General features: G+C 64.5%; 15 protein-coding genes and 7 pseudogenes. 5 read left to right on the top strand and 17 right to left on the bottom strand.

Features of this window, described 5'->3' with window-relative positions; translation table 11 throughout:
- Positions 1-212: pseudogene (locus ATB1_RS04105) on the bottom strand (ABC transporter substrate-binding protein); the annotation flags it as partial.
- A 158-nt stretch (positions 213-370) separates the two neighbouring features.
- On the opposite strand from ATB1_RS04105, the gene ATB1_RS04100 reads away from it, so the two are divergent.
- Positions 371-1,075, top strand: a complete 705-nt coding sequence (locus ATB1_RS04100; RefSeq protein ID WP_042662392.1) for a creatininase family protein — start codon at positions 371-373, stop codon at positions 1,073-1,075.
- Positions 1,076-1,171: 96 nt separating this feature from the next.
- Here the strand turns inward: ATB1_RS04100 and ATB1_RS04095 are convergent, their stop codons facing one another.
- Positions 1,172-2,584: an amidohydrolase gene (locus ATB1_RS04095; RefSeq protein ID WP_042662388.1), complete on the bottom strand. Its 1,413-nt coding sequence runs from the start codon at positions 2,582-2,584 to the stop codon at positions 1,172-1,174.
- Positions 2,585-2,947: 363 nt separating this feature from the next.
- Here ATB1_RS04095 and ATB1_RS04090 point away from each other — a divergent pair, with 363 nt between their 5' ends.
- On the top strand, positions 2,948-3,712 hold the full coding sequence (locus ATB1_RS04090; protein ID WP_042662387.1) for an IclR family transcriptional regulator: 765 nt from the start codon (positions 2,948-2,950) through the stop codon (positions 3,710-3,712).
- Positions 3,713-3,850: 138 nt separating this feature from the next.
- On the opposite strand, the pseudogene ATB1_RS04085 reads toward ATB1_RS04090, so the two are convergent.
- From ATB1_RS04085 to rhcC, 9 genes and pseudogenes are all read right to left on the bottom strand, one after another.
- Positions 3,851-5,801, bottom strand: a pseudogene (locus ATB1_RS04085) (archaea-specific SMC-related protein).
- A 79-nt stretch (positions 5,802-5,880) separates the two neighbouring features.
- Complete coding sequence (rdfA, locus tag ATB1_RS04080) at positions 5,881-6,504, bottom strand: rod-determining factor RdfA (protein ID WP_042662386.1); 624 nt, start codon at positions 6,502-6,504, stop codon at positions 5,881-5,883.
- Positions 6,505-7,359: 855 nt separating this feature from the next.
- Positions 7,360-8,157 (bottom strand): L-rhamnose 1-dehydrogenase, encoded by a 798-nt coding sequence (gene rhcB / locus ATB1_RS04075; protein ID WP_052367687.1) that lies wholly within the window; start codon positions 8,155-8,157, stop codon positions 7,360-7,362.
- 51 nt (positions 8,158-8,208) lie between these two features.
- Complete coding sequence (rhcF, locus tag ATB1_RS04070) at positions 8,209-9,060, bottom strand: 2,4-diketo-3-deoxy-L-rhamnonate hydrolase (RefSeq protein ID WP_042662385.1); 852 nt, start codon at positions 9,058-9,060, stop codon at positions 8,209-8,211.
- Positions 9,061-9,144: 84 nt separating this feature from the next.
- A complete protein-coding gene (locus ATB1_RS04065) occupies positions 9,145-9,903 on the bottom strand; it encodes an IclR family transcriptional regulator (RefSeq protein ID WP_042662384.1) in 759 nt (252 codons plus the stop codon).
- A gap of 212 nt (positions 9,904-10,115) precedes the next feature.
- Entirely contained in the window at positions 10,116-11,138 is a 1,023-nt protein-coding gene (locus ATB1_RS04060; RefSeq protein WP_042662383.1) for a TIGR03560 family F420-dependent LLM class oxidoreductase, read from the bottom strand.
- Between the two features lie 12 nt (positions 11,139-11,150).
- Positions 11,151-12,357, bottom strand: a pseudogene (gene rhcD, locus ATB1_RS04055) (L-rhamnonate dehydratase).
- Between the two features lie 186 nt (positions 12,358-12,543).
- A pseudogene (gene rhcE / locus ATB1_RS04050) lies at positions 12,544-13,579 on the bottom strand (2-keto-3-deoxy-L-rhamnonate dehydrogenase).
- Positions 13,580-13,762: 183 nt separating this feature from the next.
- Positions 13,763-14,632 (bottom strand): L-rhamnono-1,4-lactonase, encoded by an 870-nt coding sequence (gene rhcC / locus ATB1_RS04045; RefSeq protein ID WP_042662382.1) that lies wholly within the window; start codon positions 14,630-14,632, stop codon positions 13,763-13,765.
- Between the two features lie 79 nt (positions 14,633-14,711).
- On the opposite strand from rhcC, the gene ATB1_RS04040 reads away from it, so the two are divergent.
- Entirely contained in the window at positions 14,712-15,014 is a 303-nt protein-coding gene (locus tag ATB1_RS04040) for an L-rhamnose mutarotase (RefSeq protein WP_042662381.1), read from the top strand.
- A gap of 541 nt (positions 15,015-15,555) precedes the next feature.
- Here the strand turns inward: ATB1_RS04040 and ATB1_RS04035 are convergent.
- Entirely contained in the window at positions 15,556-16,653 is a 1,098-nt protein-coding gene (locus ATB1_RS04035) for a Gfo/Idh/MocA family protein (RefSeq protein WP_042662380.1), read from the bottom strand.
- A gap of 102 nt (positions 16,654-16,755) precedes the next feature.
- A complete protein-coding gene (locus tag ATB1_RS04030; protein WP_042662379.1) occupies positions 16,756-17,823 on the bottom strand; it encodes a glycoside hydrolase family 88 protein in 1,068 nt (355 codons plus the stop codon).
- A gap of 189 nt (positions 17,824-18,012) precedes the next feature.
- Between ATB1_RS04030 and ATB1_RS04025 the strand changes: the two are divergent.
- Positions 18,013-18,787 (top strand): annotated as a pseudogene (locus ATB1_RS04025) (IclR family transcriptional regulator).
- A gap of 19 nt (positions 18,788-18,806) precedes the next feature.
- On the opposite strand, the pseudogene ATB1_RS04020 reads toward ATB1_RS04025, so the two are convergent.
- The 4 genes and pseudogenes from ATB1_RS04020 to ATB1_RS04005 form a co-directional block, all read right to left on the bottom strand.
- Positions 18,807-20,261: pseudogene (locus tag ATB1_RS04020) on the bottom strand (aldehyde dehydrogenase family protein).
- Positions 20,262-20,399: 138 nt separating this feature from the next.
- Positions 20,400-21,308, bottom strand: coding sequence for an AEC family transporter (locus tag ATB1_RS04015; protein WP_042662378.1), 909 nt, complete (start codon positions 21,306-21,308; stop codon positions 20,400-20,402).
- 98 nt (positions 21,309-21,406) lie between these two features.
- A pseudogene (locus ATB1_RS04010) lies at positions 21,407-22,445 on the bottom strand (SGNH/GDSL hydrolase family protein).
- A 645-nt stretch (positions 22,446-23,090) separates the two neighbouring features.
- On the bottom strand, positions 23,091-24,029 hold the full coding sequence (locus tag ATB1_RS04005; protein WP_082256264.1) for a dihydrodipicolinate synthase family protein: 939 nt from the start codon (positions 24,027-24,029) through the stop codon (positions 23,091-23,093).
- A 248-nt stretch (positions 24,030-24,277) separates the two neighbouring features.
- On the opposite strand from ATB1_RS04005, the gene ATB1_RS04000 reads away from it, so the two are divergent.
- A partial coding sequence (locus ATB1_RS04000; RefSeq protein WP_042662377.1) for an NAD(P)-dependent oxidoreductase occupies positions 24,278-24,800 on the top strand: 523 nt, incomplete at its 3' end.

Below are 24,800 nucleotides of genomic sequence, written 5' to 3'. Positions count from 1 at the left end.
CGGACTGGGTTCAGCGACTGTCCGATGCGTATCGTCGCGTCGGAACTCCCGGCGGCCGTTTCGGTCCCGCTGCTCGTAGTCGTGCCGCCCCCGCCGTCGCCCTCGGTCGTCGTTTCGGACCCGGAGTCGGACGTACAGCCGGCGAGCAGGACGGGTATCGACGCACCCGTCGTTTTCAGTATATCTCTACGTGAGACACTCTCTCTCATCATTGACGCCGAATCATTTCGGCATCACCAACATAAGCATTTGCATACTGTGCACTCGTTTCCGCTTACCCACTCAAACTGCCTAATTGTGAACCATTATATATCGGAACTGTGCGTATCTCTCTATGGACTCAACGGAGTCACAGTCGCTCCTAGCGGAGATGACGTGGCAGGAAGCCGAAACCGCGTTCGACGAGGCGGACTTCGTCGTGCTCCCCTGCGGGGCAACCGAACAGCACTCGACGCACCTCCCGACCTCGGTCGATTCCATCCGGGCGGAGAACCTGACCGCGGAACTCGCCGCGGCCGCGCCGGAACACGACTTGAATCTCCTCGTTCTGCCGGTCCTCCCGTACGGCTACTCGGAGCACCACATCAACTACGCGGGGACGATTTCGCTCGGAGCCGACACGTACCAAGAGATAATCATCGACGTGGGCCGGTCGGTCCAGCGCCACGGCGCGACCCGATTTCTCGTCGCAAACTTCCACGGAGGCAACATCGAGCCGCACAAACTCGCCCTCGACCGACTCCAGCGCGACCACGGACTCGACTCGTACTACGCCCACTGGACCGACTTCGCCCGCGACCAGTTGGAAGCGCGGTTCGGCACCGAGTGGGGTCACGCCGGCGAGTACGAGACGAGCGTCATCGAGCACTACCGACCCGACCTCGTCCGCGGCGACCGCAAGACGCCGCAGACGAAGAAAAACCGCTACGAGGTCCGCCAGTACGCCCACTTCGACGACCTGACCGTCGAGGGGGGCCTCGGCGACCCGACGCAGTCCGATCCCGAGTTCCTCGAAGACGTCATCGAGGCGACGACCGACCGCATCCTGACGCACCTCCGGTCGGAACTGGAGTAACGCGAGTCTCGGCGACGGAAGAACGGACAGAAGCGAGCGAAACCGCGTACCGGAACCGGAGCCGAAACGAGGGCTGATTTTCCCGACGCTCGCCGCCTACAGCGTGAGGTGGAACGGCGGCTCCGTCCCCTCCGGCAGCGCCGTCTCGTACTCGCCGGGCACGGACGCTTCGAACTCCTCGCGGGCCGCCGCCACCAGCGCCTCGTCCGAAAACAGGTCGAGCGTCGTCGCCGCGAGGACCTTCGCGGCGTACACCGCGGCCTTCGACCCGAAGCTCCCGTTTGCGGCGACGGCCTGCCACGTATGCGAGGGCGTCCCCACCGGCCACGACGCCGCCCAGAACTGCGCGGTCGGCGTAATCCAGCTCACGTCGCCGACGTCCGTCGAGCCGTTGAGGACGGTCCCCACGTCGTAGGAGGGCTGGGCGTCCGGATACAGCACCGACGAGCGCGCCGCCTCGCGCCGCTCCTCGGGGAGTTGCGCCGTCCGCGCCTCGATTGTCTCCGCCGAGAGCGTCTCCTGAAGCTCCGCGGCGAACTCGCGGTCCTCGTCGGTGTACGGGATGGGGCCGGCGAGTCGCATGTTCTCCAGCAGTGCATCGGACAGCGCGTGGTTCGCCACGAAGTCGTAACAGCCGGTGTGGAACCGCCGCGACACCGTCGTCTGGGTCATGAGCGCCGCGCCCTCGGCCACGTCGTCGAGCCAGTCGGTGATGCGGTCGACCTCGTCGCGGGTCGGCGCGCGGACGTAGAACCACGCCGTCGCCTCCGCGGGGACGACGTTCGGCGCGCCGCCGCCGTCGGGGATGGTGTAGTGGATGCGGGCGTCGTCGGAGACGTGCTCGCGCATGAACTCCGACCCGGTGTTCAGCAGTTCGACGGCGTCGAGCGCGCTCCGACCCGACTGCGGGCTGTCGGCGGCGTGGGCCGACTCGCCGTGAAACGTGTACTCGACGGAGTTCATCGCGAGCGTCTGCGCCATGAACGGCGCGCTGAGGTGGCTCGGGTGCCACGTGAGCGCGGCGTCGAGGTCGTCGAACGCCCCGTCGCGGGCCATGAACACCTTGCCGACGAGAATCTCCTCGGCGGGACAGCCGAAGAACGTGACCGTCTCCTCGGCCCGCCCGTCGTCGATGGCGCGCTTCGCGGCGAGGGCGGCCCCGACGCCGGCGACGCCGAACAGGTTGTGTCCGCAGCCATGACCCGGCGCGCCGGTCTCGACGGGTTCCCTGCTCGACGACACCGTCTGCGACAGTCCGGGCAGGGCGTCGTACTCACCGAGGATACCGACGTGCGGCTCGCCCTCGCCGTAGGTCGCGCTGAACGCCGTCGGCATCCCGCCGATACCCTCGGTGACGTCGAACCCGGCGTCGCGGAGGACCGACGAGAGCAACTCGGCTGACTCGGTCTCGTGAAGCCCGAGTTCGGGCGTCTCCCAGAGCGACTCGGTGAGCGAGACGAGTTCTGCCTCCAGCGACTCGACCGTCTCGAACGTCTCGTTGTGATTCATTTCGTCTCGTGCGTTTCGACTGGAGAAACAATAATAACACTTCCGGAGCGGTGGACGTTCTGTCTCTAAATCCGGGTTGAGAATTGAGATTCACGAGGAACGAATGTAAACGACGGGAGAGTCGAAACCAAGAGAACGACCCAAAACCGACTTTTTGAGGGTTCTCGAACCTTTCTCAGCCGAATTCGCTCGTCAGGGCTGCCGACTCCGGGGCGGGAAATCACCTCCCGAATCAGACGGATGCTGTGCGTATTGTTCACAAACGCCTCGTTTCGGCGTCCATGGGGGGCTGGATTCGTCATCTAACAACTATCATTCGGGAGAGGCGAAAACACTATGTGCGATGGTGACGACCCGCAGGTAATGACCGAAAACGCGAACGACCGCTCGCTCAAAACGACGGTCACAACCCTCAGAATCGTCGAATTACTCAGGGAACGCGACGGTGCCGGCGTGACCGAAATCGCCCGCGAACTCGACATCGCACCGAGCACCGCACACACCCACGTGACGACTCTCGAATCCCAGGAATACGTGGTTAAAGAGGGTGATACCTATCATCTCGGGCTTCGCTTTCTCGGTCTCGGGAACTTCGTCCGGACGCGGAAACGCCGTTTCGGGAAAGCCGAACACTACACCAACGTGCTCGCCGAGGAGTCCGAGCGGCGCTCCATCTTCACCGTCGAAGAGCACGGCCGAGGAGTGTACGTCCACACCTCCCCCGGAAAACACGGCGTCTGGACGCAGTCGACAGTGGGAAAGCGTGTCTACCTCCACTCGACGGCAAGTGGAAAGGCCATCCTCGCCCACATGCCGACAGAACGAGTCCGCGAGATCGTCGAGCGAGTCGGCCTCCCGAAGGAGACGGAACAGACGATTGACGACGAGGAGGCGCTGTTCGACGAACTCGCCGAAATCAGAGAGCGCGGCTACGCGCTGAACGTCGAAGAGCAGATTAGTGGTGTCCGCGCGGTCGGAGCCCCGGTCATGGGACCGGACGGCGACGTGTTCGGCGCGCTGAGCGTCGCCGGCCCGTCCAATCGGATGAAAGGCGAGCAGTTCGACCGCCTCACCGAGGTCCTCCTCGGCATCGCCGAGGAGCTCGAACTGAGCATCGCGCTCTCCTGAGCGCGCCGCCTCGTCGCCGTCGGGGGCGTTTCGTGACACACCTAATAGTGTAACCCGAAACGAGACGTGCCGTTCGCGACGCGACTCAACGGGGGTGCGAAAAAACGAGAAAAACAAACGCTGTCGAGAACGACCTCGTTACGCCGGCGAGTAGCGCGGGTACGAACTGTCGACCGCCTGTGGCGTCCTCTTCGAGGAGGGCGACGGCGAGGAAGTCGGCGTAGTCCGCGAAGTAGTCCACGAGCCGCGAGATGCGGTTCGAGTCGATGGCCTCAAGCGAGTCGAGGACCATGAACGGGACCGTCTCGTAGACGTCGTGGATGAGGTAGCCCGCGAGCGCGAACACGAGGCCGGTCACCTCGCGCTCGGACTCCGAGAGGTGGGCGACGGAGTCCTCGTAGCTCACGCCGTCTTCGTTCGTCCGGATGACGTGGAGGTCGAACACCGACTTCGTGACCTTCTTTCGGCCCTCCCGAACCCGCTTTTCGGTGCGCTCGATCCAGATGCGGTCGAGGTTGTCGTATTCGAGCACGTCGAGCACGTCGTCCATGTGGGTGTTGAACTCCTCGACGGCCTCGGATTCGAGGCGCTTGATGCGCGTCCGAAGCTCCGCGAGTTCGTCTTCGATGTCCTCGCGGGCCGCTTCGAGTTCGTCGCGCTCGTCGAGTTTGCGCTCGATGTCCGCGATTTCGTCTTCGACGTCTTCGAGGTCACTGCGGAGGCGGCCGAGGTCGTATTCGAGCTGGTTCGCCTCGCGGTGGAGGTCGAGCAGGTCGCCGTGTTCCTCGCTTTCGAGTTCGTCGACGGTCTGTTCGAGCGAGTCGATTTCGTCTTCGAGGTCCGAGCGGTCGGACTTGAGCTCCTCGATGCGCTCTTGGCGCGTCTCGCGCTCGCTTTCGATTTCGGACAGGCGGCGCTCGATGCGGTCGCGCTCGCGCTGGCGGCGCTCGTAGGTGGACTTCTCGTCTTCGAGTTCGGAGAGCTGTTCGCGGTGTGCGCGGTTGTCCTCGAGTTTCTCCTCGCGGAGCGTCCGGAGGCGTTCGAGCGTCCCTTCGATTTCGGACTTGTCGACCTCGGAGCCGCACGTCCAGCAGACGACCTGGTCGTCGCCGAGCAGTTGGTCGGTGACGCTCCCGCCGGAGTCGTCGGCGTCTCGGAGCGCGTCGACGACGTCCGAGGAGGTGCCAGAGAGCATCTCCTCGTTGAACTGAATCACGGACTGAAGCTCGTTGACGGTCGACTGAATCTGCTGGCGGCGCGTCCGGAGCCGGCTGATTTCGGACTCGATTTCGTCGATTTTGCCGCCGGCGACCTCGGGGAGGTCCTCGGCGTCGTCCTCCAGTTCGTCCTCCTCGGATTCGAGGGCGTCGAGGCTCTGTTTTTCCGTCTCGATGCGGCGGTCCACGTCGTTGATGTCGCGGCGCTTGCTCCGGAGGTCGCCGAGTTTGGATTCGAGTTCGCTCTCGACTTCCTGCCGCTCGCTGACGCTGGCGTCGTACTCCTCGACTTCCTGTTCTTTCTCGGCGAGTTCGTCTTCCTTCTCCTCGATTTGGTCTTCGAGTTTCGTCCGCCGGCGTTCGAGCTGCGGCAGGCGGTCCGAGAGGTTGCTGAGCGTCGAGAGCTCGTCGGCGATGTCGCGTTTCTCCTGCTGGAGCGACTCGATCTGCTCGTTGATGGACTCGACGTCCACCGGACGCATGATGAGGTCGCGGAGGTCGTCGCCGCGGGCGACCGCCTGTCGGGCGTCGTTCGTTTCGAGCAGGAACGCAAACAGGTCAGCGAGGTCCGGGTCGTCGAGGACCGGGTTCCCACCGGAGATGACCGCGTCGCCCTGTCGCTCGAACGTCCGGGTGTACGTCTCGTCGCCGATCGTGAGTTCGACCGACCCCTCGTCTGCGTCGCCTTTGAGCGCGACGTCGTCGCTCCCGTGTGCGGCCATGATGGACCGCAAGAGCGACGTTCGGTTCGTGGCGTTCCGACCCGCCAACACCGTCACACCCGGCTCGAACGACGTTGACAGGTTGTCAATGCCACCGATGTTCTCGACCGAAAGGTGGACTTTGGATCTTGACACTTGTTCTGAGCTCATACCTTGATGCTATAGGTACATCAATATAAAATCATCCGTTGAATCGAGCGGAATGTGACAGAGCTAAGTATGTAATCGTTTAGTTCGACGTGCTTTCGTCGCAGTCGCACCCGCCGCGCCGAAGCAGTTCGACGACTTCGTACTGCGTCCCGCAGTCTCGGCAGTACACCTGCGTATCGACGAGGACGTCGAAGTCTCCGAGCCGGAGTTTGCTCGTGTTGCGGAGCGAGCTCAGGCTCTGTTCGATGACCGCGACCAGTCGACCGCGGAGTCGCTGGATGGACTCGACGACGTTGTCGATTCTGTTTCCGGACGAGGACTCTTTCGAGACGCCCCGAATCTCCGTCAGATAGGTGTAGACCGCCTGATGAGAGACGAAGTCCGAGAGCAGTTGGTCGACGTCGACGCCGCGGGACTGGAGCGTGTTCTTCGCCTGAACGCGCATCCCCTCCGTGGTCTCGTCGCCGGTGAGAAGCGTATAGAGGTTCTCCACCTCGCCTTCGAGAACGTCCTCGCCCGCCTCGCGCAGCGCGGCGTCGAGCACCCGTTCGTTCATCAGGTCCGCGAGGTCACGGAGACTGTCGCTGTCCTCGGGAGCCGTCCAGCGGTTGGCGAGTTGCTCGCCGAATCCGTCCAAGTCGTACGCCTCGATGACCCGTTCTACCTTGCTCAGGCGACGGTTCGTGCTTTGGTCGGTACCCATTACCCGTGATTTCACACGGTAACGTAAAATATCTTCAGGTTTGGAGAGCGATCCGTCACACTTGGTGAGGCGCGTTCGTCGGAATCGAACCGTAACTATCCGGCAATGTCGGATAAGATAGAGTTGGATGAGATGGAGTTCGGTGACTCACGCGGAGACCGAGTAGTAACGCAGAGCTGGAGTCGAGAGTGCAGAGGCTACGTAACCGACCGGAGACGGCGGAAAAATGGAGCATCAATGGGACGTTGTGCTCGGAAGGTAGCCACCCCACGCGTTCATGAGTACCAGTTGGGCAGGCGTACTCGGTGGGGGCTACCGCGCGTACAGTATGACTGACGTACTGATGGCTATCGTGCTGGTCGCACGGGATGCTGATCACACATGGGTCAGATTGCTCCGACCATGTGCTACTACGAATCACACCCATATAATAATTATGTACTTGGCAACCGTTGTGAGTCGGGCGTGAATCCCGCCCGAAGCCGCTGATTCGACGCCGATGCTCAAAGGCGACCAGGAGCCGCCGGGTATTGGCGACATTCCGCGACGCGGGTCGAGACGGCCCATCACGGGCGTCTCAGGAACCCCGGCTCCCGCCGTCGCGTCAGTTCGCGTCGGGCCTCCGGACCGATTGACTGCCGAGATACGACGCAAAATACGTCCGACGATGCCGGACGAGAGTCGCTCGTCGTGAGCACCGATACGAAACCGACGTATTGAATCCTAAAGCATCGGTTTCGGCCGTGTCAGTGTCCCCAGACAGCAGTCGACGAAGTGGACGTATCGAAGCGAATAAAACGGGACGCCGGCGGTGGGAGTGGCGGTGAAACGTCTCGAAGTCCGTCGAAAGGGGCGCTATTGCTTGAGGTAGCCGCCGTCGACGGCGATGGACTCGCCGGTTATCCAGTCGCCCTCCTCGGAGAGCAGGAGGACCGCGACGTGACCGACTTCCTCGGGTTGACCGATTCGGTCGAGGATGTGCACGTCGAGCGTCTCCGCGAGGATTTCGTCCGGCGACTTGCCCGACTGCTCGGCGTGTTCGTCGAGCCACGCCTCGACCATCGGCGTCTCGACGGTGCCGGGCTTGAGCGCGTTGACGGTGATGCCGTGGTCGCTCAGTTCCTTCGCTAGCACGGTCGTGAAGGCGAGAACGGCCGCCTTGGACGCGCCGTACGCACCCTGTCCGGCGAACGGTCGCTCCGCGCCGACCGACGAGATGTTGACGATGCTCCCCTCGATTTCGCGGTCGACCATCCGGGCGGCGACGGCCTTGGAGACGAGGAACGTCCCCTTGGCGTTCACTTCGAAGTGGAGGTCCCAGTCGTCTTCGGTCGTTTCGAGAAGCGGGATGGCCTGCTGAACGCCCGCGTTGTTCACGAGACCGTGGATGTCGCCGAGCGAGTCGATAGCGGCGTCGACGGCGGTTTCAACGCCCTCGGCGTCGGTCACGTCGACCTCGTACACCTCGGCCTCGCCACCTAGCTCGCGAACGAGTTCGGCCGTCTCCGCGGCCACCTCGGGCTTCGTGTCGAAAATCGATACGTCGGCTCCGGCGCGGGCGCAGCGGACCGCGATGCCGCGGCCGATGCCGCGCGCGCCGCCGGTGACGACGATATGCCTGTCTCTCAGTCGGGTGTCTGTGTGCGTGCTCATAGTCGGTAGTACCGGGATATCGTATAAATAATTGCGCTGTACGCCGGCCGGTTACTCGTCGCGCTCGGCGACGACGGGGTTGGTGAGCGTGCCGATGCCCTCGATTTCCACGTCGACGCTGTCGCCCGGTGCGAGCAGTTCCGGCGGGTCGCGGAAGATGCCGACGCCGCCGGGCGTGCCGGTGGAGATGACGTCGCCCGGTCGGAGCGTCGTGATGCTACTGATGTACTCGACGACCTCGTCGACGCCGAAGATGAACTCGGAGGTGTTGGACTCCTGTTTCGTCTCGCCGTTGACGCGGCAGGCGACGTCGAGGTTGTGCGGGTCGAGGTCGCCCTCGGGGACGAACGTCGGCCCCATCGGGGCGAACGTGTCGTAGCTCTTGCCGCGGAAGAACTGGCCGTCGTCGAACTGGGCGTCGCGGCCGCTCACGTCGTTGATGGCGGTGTAGCCCGCGACGTAGTCGAAGGCGTCCTCGGCGTCCACGTTCTTGGCCGTCTGGCCGATGACGACGCCGAGTTCGACCTCGTAGTCGACCTCGTCGATGGCCGCCGGGTGGACGATGGGGTCGCCGGGGTTCGTGACGGACGTGCCGGCCTTCCCGAACAGGAGCGGACGTTCGGGCACCTCTTCGTCCTGTTCTTCGGCGTGGTCGTGGTAGTTGAGTCCGACGCAGACGATTTTTCCGGGGCGCGGGACGGGCGCGAGGAGCTTCACGTCCTCGACGGGGACCGACTGGTCCTCGGCGGCGTCTGCGGCGTCCTCGACGACGGTGAGGAAGCCGGGGCTGTTCAGGTTCTGGACGGTGACGTCTTCGCGGAGGCCGGAGAGCGGGACGACGTCGTCGTCGCGGCGGACGCCCCATTCGGGGGCACCGCCCGCGGTGTATCGAACGAGTTGCATCGTTACACTCTGCCACACCGTGATACGTAACTGTTGCGCTCTACGCAGCATTGCGACGGCCGAGGTGGGTCCGCGGTCCGCCGACTACGAGTACGTCAGGTTCACTTCGATGACGTTCGCGCTCTTGAGAATCTGGTTCGGCAGTTCCTCGGTAAAGCGCTCCTCGCGCATCCGGCTTTTCGGCCCCGAGACGCTCACGGCGGCGATGGCGTAGTCGTCCTCGTTGAGTATCGGCGCGGCCACACAGCGCATGCCCTTGACGCGCTCTTCGTCGTCGTACGAGTAGCCGCGCTCGCGGACCTGCTCCAACACGTCGAACAGTTCCTCGCGGTCCGTGATAGAGCGGTCCGTCACCGCCTCTAACCCGTGGCGGTCGAGAATTCGCTCGACTTCCTCTCGCGGCCGGTTCGCCATGATTGACTTCCCGAGGGCCGTCGTCTGCAGCGGGACACGCATCCCCGAGTGGGTGTCCAGCCGGACGGCGTCGGGGCCCCGCGACCGGTACAGGAAGACGCCGACGCCGTGTTCCTCTATCATCAGGTTCGCGTGCTCGCCGGTCACCTGCGCGAGCTCGTTTATCTCGGGACGCGCGATTTTGAACACCTTCTGGCGAGACCGCGCGTGAGCGCCTAACTGGAGGAACCGCGTGCTGACGTAGTAGGTGTCGCCCTCCTTGACGAGGTACTCCTGTTGCTCCAGCGTCCGCAGATGGTCGTGAATCGTGCTGGTCGGCTTGTCCAGTTGCTTGGCTACCTCCGAGACGCCCGCCCCGTCGAGCTCCCGCAGGAGATCGACGAGTTCGAGCGAGATTTTGACCGCGTTGACCGGAACGTCCTTCGCCATAGTTGGTTATGAATCCTCATCCCTCAAATGTCTTTCCGCTATGGCCGGAAATGAGGAGGTGTCACGAGCGATGAACACCGTGTGGGAAATTTAAATAATCTAGATAATTCAGATATTGTGGCTATTCAGGTAGACGAATGACGCGAAGATAGCAAGAAAGAAAGCGAGTACCCGAGGCGACCGAGCGCGGCACGCTCGACCTGTGGGACGTCTCAGCTAAACTGCGGGATGACTTCGTCCGCGAACAGTTCCATGCCGTCGGTGTCGGGGAAGTCGATGAACCAGCCCTGGAACTTCGTCACGCCCGCGTCGATGCGGCGCTCGATGGCCTCCGCGCACTCCTCGGGCGTCCCCATGATGAAGTACTCGCGGGCGTCTTCCTCCGTCACGATGGGCGCTTGGTCCTGATACTCCTCTTCGAACTGGATGGGCGTCATCAGGTCGAGCAGGCGGTCGAACTTCTCCTCGTCGCGCGTGCAGATGACGTGCCCGTCCCACGAGTACTCGATTTCGTCGGGGTCGCGGCCGACGGTCTCGCAGTGGTCTTCGATGACGCCGATTTTGTGTTCGAGCGTCTCCACGTCGCCGTTGAACACGTCGGTGTTCCACACGTCGGCGTGCTTGGCGACGAGTTTGAGCGTGACCTCCTCGCCCTGTCCGCCGACGAGGATGGGCGGATGGGGGTCCTGTACGGGACCCGGAACGCAGTAGGCGTCCTCGATTTGGTAGTGCTTCCCGTCGAAGCTCGCGCCGTCGCTGCCGGCGGCCCACATGCGCTTCATGAGGCGGATGGACTCGTCGAGGCGCATCAGGCGCTCGAAGCCGTCGCGGTACTCCCAGCCGTAGGCGTCGTACTCCGGCTCGTGCCAGCCCGCGCCGAGGCCGAGTTCCAGCCGCCCGTCGGAAATCACGTCGAGCGTGGCCGCCATCTTGGCGACGAGCGCCGGGTTGCGGTAGTCGTTACAGAGGACGAGCGAGCCGAGGTTGATGTCCTCGGTGAAACCGGCGATGGCCGACAGCAGCGTCCAGCACTCGTACTCGGCGTGGTCGCGGCCCAACAGCAGGTGGTCGGGTGCCCACGCCGCGTCGAAGCCGAGTTCCTCCGCCTTCTGGACGCCCATCTTGGTCGCCTCCCAGTCGAGCGCCTCGTACTGCGGCGTGTCGCGGTGCGTCGGCTCGGTCCCCTCCGGTCGGGCGCCGCCGGCGAAGACGGGGACGTTGTACTCGAAGCTGATGTCACGACATCGTTACTCGATGGCGAAGTGTTCGAGCGCCTCGCGGTTCAGTTGCGTGCTGACGCCGGGTTCGTCAGGGAGCGGAATCGACCCGTTTTCCGGCGACGGCGGGTTCTGGAAGATGGCGTCGGCGTAGGTCGACTCGCGTTTCTCCTGGCGCTCCTCGAACCACTCGGGCGTCGGGAAGTACTCCGCCATCGGCATGTTCGTGTGGCCGGCGATGGCGTGGAGCGTCGGGTTCGTGCCGGCGTGCGGGATGACGGGCACGTCGTGGACTTCGGCCATGTCGGCGACCTTCTGGAGCTCCGTGATACCGCCGACGCGGCCCACGTCGGGCTGGAGGATGTCGACCGCACCTTCTTCGAGGAGGTCCTCGTGGCCCCAGCGGGTGAACTCGTGTTCGCCGCCCGAAATCGGCATCGGGGCGGCCTCGCGGACCTCGGCGTAGCCGGAGATGTCGTCGGCGATGACCGGCTCCTCGACCCACGCCATGTCGTACTTGCCGAGGCGTTTGGTCATCTCCTTGGCGTACTTGACCGACCAGCCCATGTAGGCGTCGCCCGCGATTTCGATGTCGTCGCCGACGGCGTCGCGGACGGGTCGCGACGATTTCCTCGTTCTTCTTCATGCCCGCGCGGCCGTCCTCGGGGCCGTGGAGGAAGCGGAGCTTCATCGCGTCGAAGCCCTCCTCGACGTACTGGATGGCCTCGCGCTCGAGTTTCTCCATGTCGACGGGGTGGAGGTTCGACGCGTAGGCGGGAATCTCGTCTTTGGTGGGGCCGCCGAGCAGTTCGTACACCGGCTTGCCGGCGTCCTTCCCGGCGATGTCCCACAGCGCCTGGTCGACCGCGCTGATGGCCATGACCGCGACGCCCTTCCGGCCGAACGGGAGCGTGGCGCGGTACATCTGTTCCCAGAGCAGTTCGCGCTGCATCGGGTCCTCGCCAACGACGATTTTCGAGAGCGTCTCCTCGACGACGGTGGCGATGGCACCAGTGCCCCAGTTACCGACGCCGACGCCGGTGATGCCCGCGTCCGTCTCGACCTCGACGACCACGTCGCCCACGGGGCCCATCCACTTGCGGCGGGCCTGCGGGTTCTCCCCGTCGACGTTGCGGTACTCGTCGTACTTCGACATGATGGTGACGAGCGGGAATTCGATGAACTCGCCCCACGACTCGTTGCTGATTTTCGTCGCTGAGATGTCTGTAATCTCCATGATTTGTTTGGTACGACCTCACATCCAATCGGCACGGGTAAAATAGTTTCTGTCGTTGAGCGACCCATAGCCCGGAGAGGTCGCTGTTTCGTCAGTCGGTCGGCCCCGCCGTCAGTCGGTCAAAGAGTCCGAATCGGTCGGTGATGCGACGGCGACGCCTCGGTGGGGAGCTTCTTTCGCGTCGTTTCAGCCGTCGAACTGGAAGACCGGCTTGCAGGTCTCGGAGTCGAGGAAGGCCTCGAACGCCTCGGCCGGCTCGTCGACGCTGTAGGAGGTGTCGAGAATCTTGTCGACCGCGATCTCGCCGCGCTCCATCAGGCGGAGCGCCTGCTCGAAGTTCGTCCACGTCGAACCGTAGGAGGTGTTGATGTCGATTTCACCGCGAACGGTCGAGGTGAGGCTGAGTTCGCTCGGGGAGTTCGGGATGCCGACGACGACGATTTGGCCGCCCTTGCGGACCACGTCGTTCCCGGAGACGACGCCGCTGTGGTGGCCCGTCGCGTCGAAGACCACGTCGAAGCCGATGCCGTCGGTCTGGCTCTCGACCCGCTCGTCGAGGCCGCCTTCCTCCTGGAGGTTCACCGTGTCGATGCCGAGGTCTTCGAGCAGCGGGAGGCGATACGCCGCGTCCTGTCCGAGCCCGGAGACGACGACGTTCGCGCCGAGGGAGTCGGCGACGGCGGCGACGAGCATGCCGATGGGGCCCGGCCCCTCGACGAGGACGTTGTCGCCGGGCGTCGTCACCGACTGGTCGAGGACCGCGCGCGTGGCGATGCTCGTTGGCTCGGTGATGGCGGCGTGCCGGAGGGGAACGCCCTCGGGCACCGGCGTGGACGTGCTCGGGCGTGACGGTGACGTACTCCGTGTACGCGCCGTCGCGGTGCATGCCCGTAATAGAGAAGTTCTGGCAGACGTTGGGCTGGCCGTTCTGACACTGGAAACAGTGACCGCAGTCGTGAATCGGCTCCTCGACGACCTTGTCGCCGACCTCGAACGTCTCGACGTTCTCGCCGACTTCCGTGACCGTCCCGGAGTACTCGTGGCCCATGATGCGCGGGATGGGAATCCACTCGTAGCCGCCGTCGTACTTGTAGGCGTGGGCGTCGCTGCCGCAGAGACCCGCGGTGTGGACCTTGATGAGCAGTTCGTCTGCACTGGGAGTGGGAACCTCCCGCTCCTGTGTCTCTACCGAGCGCGGCCCGGTCTGAATAATGGCTTTCATAGTTGCGAATAACCGTGTGAGTTCGTCTCGTTTACACCATGTGAACACACCGATTAATATGTTTGGGTGCGGGCGGAGAATTTCGGCTGTAGCACGGCTGAAGCCGCGACTACACCGGGCAAGCTGTTGGCTATATCCGGCGACATGCCTTGTGTCCGCCATCACGAACAATACGACGACGACTCACCCGAGGTCGACGTGCCTCCGGAACGACTTCCCGGTCAGCCACGACCGGTCGGCCGTCGACAGCGAGTCGACCTGTTTGAGCCAGTTGCACGCCTCCGCGTAGCTGGCAACGTCGCTGACGTTGGGATAGTCCGAGCCCCAGATGACCCGCTCGCGCCCGAAGGTGTCGAGGAGCCACCGGACGTGGTCGTGCATGTCGGCGTAGGGGAACGCCGAGTCCGACATGTGGACGATTTCCGAGACCTTCACCGCGACCGAGTCGTGTTCCGCGAGGTCGGCGAACCGGCTGAACGTGCCCTCGTCGGTGGGCGTCTCCGGGCCCGCGTGAGCGAAGTGGTCGAACAGGTAGGTGAGTTCCGGATACGACTCGACGAGTTCGAGCGCCTGGTCGAGTTGGCCGTGGTCGCAGAGAATCTGGACGGCGGCGTCGTGTTCGACCGCGGCCTCCCAGAACGCGGTTTCCTCGATGCTCTCTCGGAGCCACGTCACGCTCGGGTCGAACGTCTCCCACATCTGGTCGTACGGGCAGGCCGCGCCGAGTCGGAAACCGAGGACGCCGTCGGTCTCCATACAGCGGTCGAGACGCTCGACGGCGTCGTCGGCGAAGGGGTCGAGCATCACGATGCCGTGGAGTCTGTCGTACTCCGCGGCGACCCGCCGGGTGTACCAGTTGTCCGTCCAGTCGCAGATGGGGTAGCCCACGACGACCGCCTCGTCCACGCCGTTTCGGTCCATGTCGGCGAGCAGGCGTTCAGCGGTGTAGACGGTGTGCACGTCGAAGCTGTCCACAAGGTCCAAGATGGGGCCGTTGGTCCACGGGTGTTCCGGACTCGCCGCACCCCACGCGTGGGTATGGGTGTCTATCATTACAATCGACGACGGGCGTTCCCGTACTAAATCTTACCCGCCGAAAAGCTAAGACGGGTGCCGCCGAATCGGAGACCGTATGGCGCGAATCGCGTTCCACCTGGAGATTAAGGACGGCAAGCGAGAGGAGTACCGAACGAAACACGAGAACGTCCCCGAGGCGCTCGAATCCGCCTACCTGGACTCCGACGCCGGACTACAGACCTACAGCGTCTTCGAGAAGGACGGTCACGTCTTCGGCTTTATGGAAGTCGACAACCCGGAAGCCATCCAAGAGGTAATGGACAACAGCGAGGCGCAAGCCGACTGGGCGGAGGTCATGAGCGGCATCACCGTCGAGACCGACGACAGTTGGATGGACGAAGTCTACCGGATGGTCTGACGCTCGAAGGACGAATATTATCCGGCCATGGCGGAGGGCCCGCCATCCACAACGAATTTCTCACCGAGAATACTGCTGGACGAATTACCCCAAGCTCGCAGTTACTGGGAGGTAGCGGCGCACAAGTAGCCGTCTCTCGGAGAAATCGCTCACTCCGGTCCTTCCGGATACTCATCCGCCACTGCCGGAAACCCGGTGCGGCTCGAATCGACCGTGGAGCGTCACCCGCTAACTGAGTGGTACGACGGCTCAATGTACGTGATTGTCCTCCAAGCGGGTTGTACAGCCCTAATCATTACTACCATAGAATTGTAATTTGAAATTGTTTCTACGCGGCGTGCCACGGATATATCTCGGACGCAACTTCGACTGGCCGGACTGAAAGACCACCGCGGGAGAGAGCAATCAAAAACTCGATACTGCACTATTTAGGCTTCTACCAGCCATATTCGGCCGACTCAGTTCGTGAACCGGAGTCAGCCACCTATCCGGCTATGCCGGATACTCTTCCGGCGTGAGCGACTGATCGACCGACTGCGGCTCACCACGACGTGATTGGAACCTCACGGAGCGGTCCCGGAAGCGGGATATCGACCGTCGAATCGGTGTAGTGCGAGAGGTAGAACCCGACGATGATTTCGAGCGAACGGGTCGCCGCGACGCCGGGCGAGTAGTTCTCCGTCGTCCCGTCGAGGAGGTCCTGCACGTGGGCCGCCGCGTTGGCGAACGACCCCTTGTAGTCGGACTCCCACGTCCACGCGCCCTCGATGCCGGGGAGCGGTCGCTCGACGTGTTCGCCGTCTTCGAGCGACCAGTAGCGCCACTCGCCGTCGTCGTTGTTCATGTAGAGTTTGCCCTCGGTGCCGATGAAACTCAGCGTCATCGACGAGATGTCGCGCGGAATCGTGCAGTCCACGGTGACGAACGTGCCGTCGTCCATGACGACGTGCCCGCCGCCGCCGGCGTCGACGACCGACTCCGTGGCGTCCAGCGCGTCGAGCGCCTCGTTCTCGCCGGTGATGTGCCCGCTCACCCGCGACGCCCGCGCGTCGAGGAGGTAGACGAGCGTGTCGAGGACGTGCGTGGAGTTCCGCATGAGTTCCATCCGGTACTGCGCGCTCACGGACTTCACGTCGCCGAGGATGCCTTCCTCGCGGACGAGGTCACGGAGTCGCCGAAGCTTGTCCGTGAACCGAAAGGAGTGGTTGATGACGAGTTCCGTGTCGGCCTCGTCGCAGACGGCGACCATCTCCTCGGCGTCGCTGACGGACGACGCGATGGGTTTCTCGCACCAGATGACAGACGGGTCGGCGGCGGAGCGCGCGGCGTCGACGACGTGGTCGCGGTGGAGGAACGACGGCGTGCAGACCGACACGACATCGAGGTCCTCGGCTTCGAGCATCGCCTCGTGGCCGACGTACCGGCGGTCGGCTGGGATGTCCCACGCCTCGCCGAAGGTGTCCAGTTTCGACTCGTCCACGTCGGCGACGGCGACGAGTTCGATGTCGTCGGTCGCGGCGTAGCCGCCCGCGTGGCTCGCGTCGATTTTCTCTCTGCCGATGGCCTCCTCGTCGTGCATGCCGAGGATGCCCATCCCTGCGATGCCGCCCGTGCCGATGATGCCTGCGTGGTAGGTCATGGTGTCTTCTGTCGCTCGCGTTCGTTCGTCAATGTTCGCCGGGGCGCATAACTGTGGTGCCGGGGCCGAAAGCGTCGAAAAGGACGCTGGAGGTCGAAGGTCTCAGTCGAGCGCGGCCGCGGCCATGAGGAACCAGCCCTGCCCGTAGGGCGTGTCCGTCAGGGGTGCTTCGGGACCGCCCGGCGGCCCGGCGACGCGGTTGACCGCGCCGTCCTCGCCGACGACGCGGGAGACGGCCGCGAGTCCGTCTTCGGCGGGTTGGCGGTAGGTCTCCTCGTCGAGGATACCGAGGTCGATGCCGCGGGCGAACGCGTAGGCGAACATGAGCGTCCCCGACGACTCAAGCGGCGTGTGCGGGTCGTCGACGAGGTTGTGCCAGAAGCCGCTGCCGTCCTGCAGCGGGAGGAGCGCCTCGCAGTGCGACCGGAACAGGTCGATGAGGTCGTCGCGCTTCGGGTGGTCCTCGGGGAGTCGTTCAAGCACGTCAGCCGACGCGGCGGCGGCCCAGCCGTTGCCGCGGGCCCAGAACGCGCCCTGCGGGTAGTGGTTCGGCTGTTCGACCCAGATGTGACGGAACAGGCCCGTGTGGCCGTCGCGGAGGTGCGCGGCGTGAATCAGAATCTGGTCGACCGCCTCGTCGAAGGCGTCGTCGTCGCCCGCGGCCTCGCCGTAGCGGGCGAGGAACGGGCACATCATGTAGACGGAGTCTATCCACAGCGACTTGATGCCCGCGAGTTCGGGGTCGTGGTGGGGGATGCCGCCGTCCTCGGTCCGCTCGAAGGACAGAAGCGACTCGTAGGCGCGCTCGGCCGCGTCGAGGTAGCGGTCCTCGCCCGTCCGGTCGTAGAAGTCGAGGACGCCGTGGCCGATGGCGGTGCTGTTGTTCGTGTTCATGCACTTCTTGACGGTCAGCTCCCAGCTCGCCTCGTACTCGCGGCCGTGGCTGAAAACCTCAATCGGGTAGCTCGGGCCGTAGCTCAACTGCCCGGCGTCGTTCTGGGTCGCCACCGCGGTGTCGACGAAGTGCTTCGCGCGCTCGACCGACTCGTCTCCACCCTCGGCGAGCAGGCCGTTGATGGCGACGCCGGCAATCCACGACTGTCCGTCGATGTCCAACGACCGGAGATACGACGCGGCGCGCTGGACTGGTGTAGGCTCGTCTGTTGGCATGAGTACAGTACCCACACGAATACGTGCGAGGATGAAAAATGTATCCCATGGCGTCGCGCCACCACCTGACGGCGGCCGTGCGCGCCGGTCGGGCAGCCGGTCCGAAACTCGAGGAGCGCTCGTTCGTCGCAACGGAGACGTTCCCCAGGCGGGAACAGATATATACGGCTCGGGTCCGACTGTCACACCATGAGCCCCCAACCGAACAAACGCCCCGGCCGAACAATCCGCTCGGTCCAGATAGCGTTCAATATCATCGACCTCCTGCAGGAGGAGGCGGGTATCGGGGTGACGAGAATCGCCGACGAGCTCGGCCACTCGAAGAGCACGGTCCACAGCCACCTCCGAACGCTCGAAGAGCGGCGTATCATCGTGCGCGAAGGCGACGGCTACCGTCTCGGCCTGCGCTTTCTCAACGTCGCCTCGCACGTCCGCGACCAGATAGGCAACTTCGACATCGTCCAAAAGGAGGTCGACTCGCTGGCCGAGGAGACGGGCGAAATCGTCCAGTTCGGCGTCGAGGAGTACGGGATGGTCTCGTACCTCCACAAGGCGCAGGGCGAACACGCCGTCGAGACGCTGTCGCGGGTGGGAACCCAACAGCCGATGTACTCCACGTCGCTCGGCAAGACGATTCTCGCGTACCTCCCTCCTGAGCGCATCGAGGAAATCGCGGCGGCGATGGAGTACGAACCCAAGACGGCGAACACCATCACCGGGCCCGAAGAGCTGTTCGAGGAACTCGAGACCATCCGCGAACAGGGGTATGGCATCGACGACGAGGAGAACATCAACGGCCTGCGCTGCGTCTACCGCGCCGGTCAAGAACGACGAGACAATCCTCGGCGCGATCAGCATCACCGGCCCGTCGAGTCGGTTCACCGAGGACCGCCTGCACGGCGAACTCGCGGACTACGTCCGGAGCGCCGCGAACGTCATCGAACTGAACACGAAGTTCTCCTGAGCGCGGAGGGGCCCGCGGCTCAGTAGTTCTCGTAGATGGTCTTCACCGACGAGAAGAAGTCGAGGCCGGCGTCGCCCTGCTCGCGGTACGTGTTGGTGGACGAGTCCTTGTAGCCGCCGAAGGGGACGTGGAGTTCGAGGCCGGTCGTCTTCTCGTTGATTTTCGCGACGCCCGCTTCGACCTCGTTGACGAAGCGCTTGCCTTCGCTGAGGTCCTGCGTGACGATGCTGGCCGACAGGCCGTAGTCAACGTCGTTGGCGAGGTCGAGCGCGTCCTCGAACGAGTCGGCCTTGACGACCGCCAGCACGGGGCCGAAAATCTCCTCTTGGGCGATGCGAGCGTCGTTTTCGACGCCGGAGAACACCGTCGGCTCGACGAAGTAGCCGTCGTCGTAGTCGTCGCCGGAGAGCCGGCTGCCGCCGGCTTCGAGCGTCGCGCCCTCCGAGGCGCACGATGTCGATGTATTCGAGCGTCGAAGAGGAGTTCGTTCTCGGAGACGTGCGGGCCCATGTCGGGGTCGTCGAGGCCGTCGCCGACGACGAGCGACTCGGCGTAGTCGGAGACGGCCGCGACGAACTCGTCGTACACGTCCTCGTGGACGATGGCGCGCGAGGTGGCCGTACACGACTGGCCGGTCGTGCCGAACGCGCCGACGCCGACGGTCTCGGCGGCGTCTTCGATGTCCGCGCTGGGCATCACGACGGTCGGGTTCTTGCCGCCCATCTCACACTGGACGCGCTTGAGGTCGACCGCGGCCGTCTCGGCGACCATCGTCCCCACGGCGGTGCTGCCGGTGAAGGAGACGCCGTCGATGCGCTCGCTCTCGATGAGCGGGCCGCCGACCTCGCTCCCGGAGCCGGTAATTGTGTTCGCAACGCCGGCCGGCAGGCCCGCGTCGTCCGAGGCATTCGAGGACGATAGCGACGACGCCCGGTGCCTCCGACGCCGGCTTGAGGACGACGGTGTTGCCGGCGGCGAGCGCCGGGGCGAGCTTCCAGACCGGGATGGCGATGGGGTAGTTCCACGGCGTGATGAGCGCGACCGTGCCGAGGGGTTCGTGCTTCGTGTAGAGGTCCTTTCCGGGGGCGCTCGCCGACTTGACGGTGCCGCCGACGTCCCGCGCCTTCGCGCCGTAGTAGTGGAAGATGTCGATTGCGCGCTGTACCTCGCCGCCCGCCTCGGAGCGCGTCTTGCCCTCCTCGCGGACGAGCACCTCGGTCGCCTCGTCCTTCCGCGCTTCGAGGTTGTTACCTGCCTCGCGGAGAATCGCGCCGCGGGACGGGCCGGGCGTCGACGCCCACTCGTCCTGCGCGGCGACGGCCGCGTCGAGCGCCGCCTCGACGTCCGCTTCGGTGGACGCCGGGTGGATGCTGACGACTTCGCCGGCCGCCGCGGGGTTCGTCACTTCGAACGTCTCTCCCGACTGGGAGTCTGTCCATTCGCCGTCGATGAAATTACCGTAAGTTCTCGACATTCGTCCTAGCCATGCACACCCATCACTAAGTAAGCTTCTCATGCCGAACGGCGAGGTTCGCCGCGCGCTCGTGGCCGTCGCAAGGCGTGAAAGAAGCGAACTCGTGAGTTCGGAAGGGGCACCGGAGGCGCCGCCGACTCAGAGCAGGAACTGGAGGACGACGAAGAGCGTCGCCACCGAGACGGCGGTAGTGGCGAACACGTTCATCGACGCGAGGTCGGCGTCGCCGCCGAGTTCGTTCGCGTAGATGAACGACGAGACGGCGGTCGGCGTCGCGAGCATCGTCACGCCGGCTTGGACCGTCGTCCAACTCGACGCGAGCGTCGAGAACACCGCGAAGGCGACGAGCGGCATCAAGATGACCTTGCTGCCGACGACGGCCCCGACGGTGCGGAAGTCGAACGACTCGGCGGAGACGGTGAGCGACGCGCCGATGGAAAGCAACGCCACGGGGAGGGCGAGCGAGGCGAGCGCGTCGAGGCCCGTCACGAGAACGCCGGGGACGCCGAGACCGAGCCCGGAAAAGGAGAGTCCCAGCACGAGCGCCGGGATGACCGGCGTCTTGAGCACGCCGACGAACTCCTCTTTGAACGACACGTCAGCGCCGTTGACGAGGACGAGAACGGTGATGGTGAGCGGCACGTGGGTGAGCGCGCCGACGCCGAGGATGACGCTCGCCTTCGCCGTCGTCAGCGAACCGAACGTCGAGGCGACGAGCGGGAGGCCGAGGAAGCCGAGGTTCGAGTAGTACGACTGGACGATGGCGACGCTGCGAACCGAGTCGGGCGACACCCGGCGGTGGACGACCCACCCGACGGCGAGCATCGTGAAGAGGACGAGCCAGAAGCCCAAGAGGAGCGTCGGCTCGATGACCTCGCGAATCGGCTGGTCGTACGTCGAGGTGAACACGAGCGCGGGGAGCGCGAAGGCGAACGCGAAGAACGTGAGCTTGTCGCGACGGCTACTGTCGAGGAGGCCGAGACGCTTCGCTAGCGCCCCGAGGCAGAGCACCCCGAGCATGTAGCCCAGATTTGCGGCGACGGTCATACCCTTCCATCGAACAGGGGGGTCCTTCCGTGTTACGCTCGCGGAGATTCCGTTCGGGTAATTCGACCACGAGAGCGCCTGAGTCGCGCATATCCCGGTTAATCGTCCATGAGAGATTCGAGCTCGCGCGCGAGGCGCTCGCCGATGCGAATCATCGCGTCGTCGCCGGGGTGAACGAGGTCGGTCGTCATCCCGCTGGCGGTCGGCAGGAGGTCGGGCCCCTCCACGAGGTGGACGTTGTCGTAGCCGCACTCGGCGACCACGTCGCGGAGGTGCTGGCGGAACGTCTCGGAGAGCGTCGCTTCCTCGTGGTCGCGCTTGATACTCGCGCACGTGCGGGAACAGCGTGATGCAGGCGACGGGTTTCGTCGGGTTCGCCGCGGCGACGGTCTCGACCATGTCCGCGGCCCGTTCGCGGAACTCGTCGGGCGAGAACCGACCGACCATATTCACTGAAAGCGAGAGCGTCGCCACGTCCCAGTCGTCGCGGGCGGCGATGTGCTCGGCCATCGCGGGGTCACAATAGGCGGTCCCGCAGGAGCCGAGGTTTATCGGGTCCGCGCCGAGTCGCCGGGCCGTCTGGTTGACGTACGTGAGCATCTCCGCCGACGGGTCCTCGCCCTCCGTAATCGACGTGCCGTACGCGAGGTATCGGAGACTGGGAACTTCGTCGGCAGTCGGCGGCCGCCGCGCGCCCTCGACGTCGTGGTAGTAGATGTGGCCGCCGCGGTGGTCGCCGGGGAAGACGAGTCGGCACACCTCGGGCGCGTAGCGCATCTCGCCGGTGGCGTCGGGGTCGAGGTCGGAAAGCGACTCCGGGGGCGACAGTTCGACCGTCTTCGGTTCCGGCCCGAGCGTGAACTCCTCGCCTGTCGCCTGAAAATCCCCCCAGAACGGCCGAACGAGGCTGTCGCGCTCCTCGGAGGAGAGCGTGATACGGACCGTCTCTTCCTCCGGGACGAACCGAATCTCGGTCCCCGCCGGGTGGGACATCCGCGTCTGCGCGCCGGTGTTCAGGCCGCTCCTGACCGCCTCCGGAACGCGGAGCAATCGAAGTCCCTCGCGGGGTCGAACCCGTTGGAGCGCCCTGACGTTGTGGAACTGAATGTCGTCGTGCTGGATATCGTCGTGCTGCATACCGTGTGAGTCTCGCACACGCCACACCTACTTATCGCTACCTCCGGCGACCGACGCGCGGCGATGGGCGCGCCGGAACTGGACGGAGACTGACGCCGAATTGGCATCGCCGGTTCCCGAGGCGGGAAAATTACAGATATATGTTTGTAATGTATTGGCGACTATAGCGCCGAATTCACGCGTTCGTCGTGTGGGTCGCACATTCGACCAAAACCTCAAACCCACTAAACACCATCATAAGCCCACTTATAACCCCAAACTCCCGAGTTCGCCACCGGGGAACGCAAAACCCATCCAGGGTGAATAATTGGGCACAATTCGCCGAATGTTCGTTCCCCACCGGCGAACAAAATGGAGTGTGGCGCCGACCTCGTGCGGTCAATCTCGGGAATATAGTCGCTCAACTGCCGGAAGTGAGGGTGCATCGCGATTGTTGCGGGTCGGTCGTCCGGCGGGACACGAACGGACCAGTGAGACGTGAAAATGTCTCAACAGCGGAGCGAGGGAACGGCGAGGCGGCGAAAAATAGGGTAGGACGCTTCCGACGGATGTCGTCGAGCGGCGTCAGACAGGTGTGGTGAGCGTGGTCAGTCGGTGTCGGTTCGGTCGGAGCCGTCGGTTCGTGCTCCGGTCGCAGTCGTCGGTTCAGTCGATGACGCGGGCGATACCGTCGTCGAGTTCCTCGTACAGTTCCTCGGCGCGGCGCTCGTCGCCGGCCGACAGCGGGCGGATCGGCTCGCGGACGTTCCCGCCGTGCAGGCCGGCCAGTTCGAGCCCTTTCTTCACCGCGGAGACGCTTATCGCGCCGGGGAGGTCGTTGTCCTCGCCCGTCTCGCCGCGGAAGTTCTGGAAGGGAAGCGTCAGGTCGCGAATCTCGCGGGCGTGCGCCCAGTTCTCCTCGGAGAGCGCCTCGAACAGCGCGAGACCGATTTCCGGGCGGAAGTTACTGACGCCCGCGGAGAATCCCTCGATACCCTCGTTCCAGAACGAGACGGCGTACGGCTCCGCGAGGCCGTCCACCCAGACCACGTCGTCGTCCGCGGCGGCGACGGCGGAGCCGAGTTTGACCGGGTCCTCGATGGCGTACTTGACGCCGACGACGCCCTCGATGCGCGAGAGGTCGCGGAGGAAGGAGACCGAGGGGTCGAAGCCGCGGACGTAGGGAACGAGCGGCGTGTCGGTCGCGGCGTCGAGTTTCTCGTAGTAGCGGAGCAGGCCGCGCTCGTGGACGTACGTGTGGTCCGGCGGCATGACCATCATCGCGTCCACGCCGATGCGGTCGTAGGCTTCCATCAGGTCGGTCGCGGCCTTCGTCGACCCGCCGACGCCGGCGAGGACGCAAGCGCTGTCGGGGAGGGCTTCGACGCTCGTCTCCGTCACGTCGACGCGCTCCTGCTGGGTCAGCGAGTGGTATTCGCTGATGTTCGCGGCCGCGAGGAACGACGAGATACCGTCGCCGGAAAGCGACTTCGCGTTGGCTTCGAGTTTGTCGTGTTCGATCTCCAGGTCGTCGTCGAACGGCGTGAGCAAGCCGACGGCGACGCCACGGAGACGACTACGTACACGGTCGTCTGCGAGTGGCATGGTAGAGTCAATCTGGGTCAACCCTGATAAAGCCATCGTCAGTCCCGAAAAGCCATCGTCAGTCCCGAATCCGGTGCTCGCGCGCGCGAGAGCGCCCGAGAGTTACCACTTTGGGACACGATAGCAGGCTTCGCGGCCGAACGACACGGTCGACGCGGGGATAGTGCACCGCGGGCGCGGACGTCGGCGCGAAGTCGGATTTCGCGGTCACCCATCAATTTATTACGATTTGGTCAGAGTGGATTCGTATGGACGTCTTGATGACCGGCGTCTATGGCCGGTGCGGCACCGCAGTCATAGACCACCTGCACGACGACGACGCCTACGACTTCACGTATTTCAACCGCTCCGACCGCCCCGACGACCACCCCTACGGCGGCTACGACACCGTCGTCGGCGACGTGTCCGACTACGACGCGCTCAACGACGCCGCGGAGGGACAGGACGCCATGATTCACATGGCGGCGTACCCCTACACCGACGGCACGTGGGAGGACATCTTCGAGCCCAACATCATCGGGATGTACAACGCGCTCGAAGTCGCCCGCGAGAACGAAATCGAGTCGTTCGTCTTCCTCTCGACCAACCACGTCATGGGCGGCTACGAGGACGAGTTCTCCCCCGAGATTTACGAACCGGGTCACGGCCTCGTCATCGGTCACGACGACCCCGTCCGCCCCGACTCGTTCTACGGCGCGTCGAAGGCCTACGGCGAGGACATGGGCCGGTACTACGTCGAGAACTACGAATACCCCAAGCAGTTCTACGCCC

Source organism: Haloferax sp. ATB1 (assembly GCF_000730175.1).
This window is presented reverse-complemented; position numbering and strand designations above follow the sequence as displayed.

What these genes read in the sequence shown, in the direction of transcription:
- ATB1_RS04065 (WP_042662384.1), bottom strand. Translation starts at nt 9,903, where the DNA reads ATGGCGAAGGACGTTCCGGTCAACGCGGTCAAAATCTCGCTCGAACTC.
- ATB1_RS04100 (WP_042662392.1), top strand. Translation starts at nt 371, where the DNA reads ATGACGTGGCAGGAAGCCGAAACCGCGTTCGACGAGGCGGACTTCGTC.
- ATB1_RS04030 (WP_042662379.1), bottom strand. Translation starts at nt 17,823, where the DNA reads ATGCCAACAGACGAGCCTACACCAGTCCAGCGCGCCGCGTCGTATCTC.
- ATB1_RS04005 (WP_082256264.1), bottom strand. Translation starts at nt 24,029, where the DNA reads ATGCCACTCGCAGACGACCGTGTACGTAGTCGTCTCCGTGGCGTCGCC.
- ATB1_RS04015 (WP_042662378.1), bottom strand. Translation starts at nt 21,308, where the DNA reads ATGACCGTCGCCGCAAATCTGGGCTACATGCTCGGGGTGCTCTGCCTC.
- ATB1_RS04040 (WP_042662381.1), top strand. Translation starts at nt 14,712, where the DNA reads ATGGCGCGAATCGCGTTCCACCTGGAGATTAAGGACGGCAAGCGAGAG.
- ATB1_RS04090 (WP_042662387.1), top strand. Translation starts at nt 2,948, where the DNA reads ATGACCGAAAACGCGAACGACCGCTCGCTCAAAACGACGGTCACAACC.
- ATB1_RS04095 (WP_042662388.1), bottom strand. Translation starts at nt 2,584, where the DNA reads ATGAATCACAACGAGACGTTCGAGACGGTCGAGTCGCTGGAGGCAGAA.
- rhcF (WP_042662385.1), bottom strand. Translation starts at nt 9,060, where the DNA reads ATGCAACTCGTTCGATACACCGCGGGCGGTGCCCCCGAATGGGGCGTC.
- ATB1_RS04035 (WP_042662380.1), bottom strand. Translation starts at nt 16,653, where the DNA reads ATGACCTACCACGCAGGCATCATCGGCACGGGCGGCATCGCAGGGATG.
- rdfA (WP_042662386.1), bottom strand. Translation starts at nt 6,504, where the DNA reads ATGGGTACCGACCAAAGCACGAACCGTCGCCTGAGCAAGGTAGAACGG.
- rhcC (WP_042662382.1), bottom strand. Translation starts at nt 14,632, where the DNA reads ATGATAGACACCCATACCCACGCGTGGGGTGCGGCGAGTCCGGAACAC.
- rhcB (WP_052367687.1), bottom strand. Translation starts at nt 8,157, where the DNA reads ATGAGCACGCACACAGACACCCGACTGAGAGACAGGCATATCGTCGTC.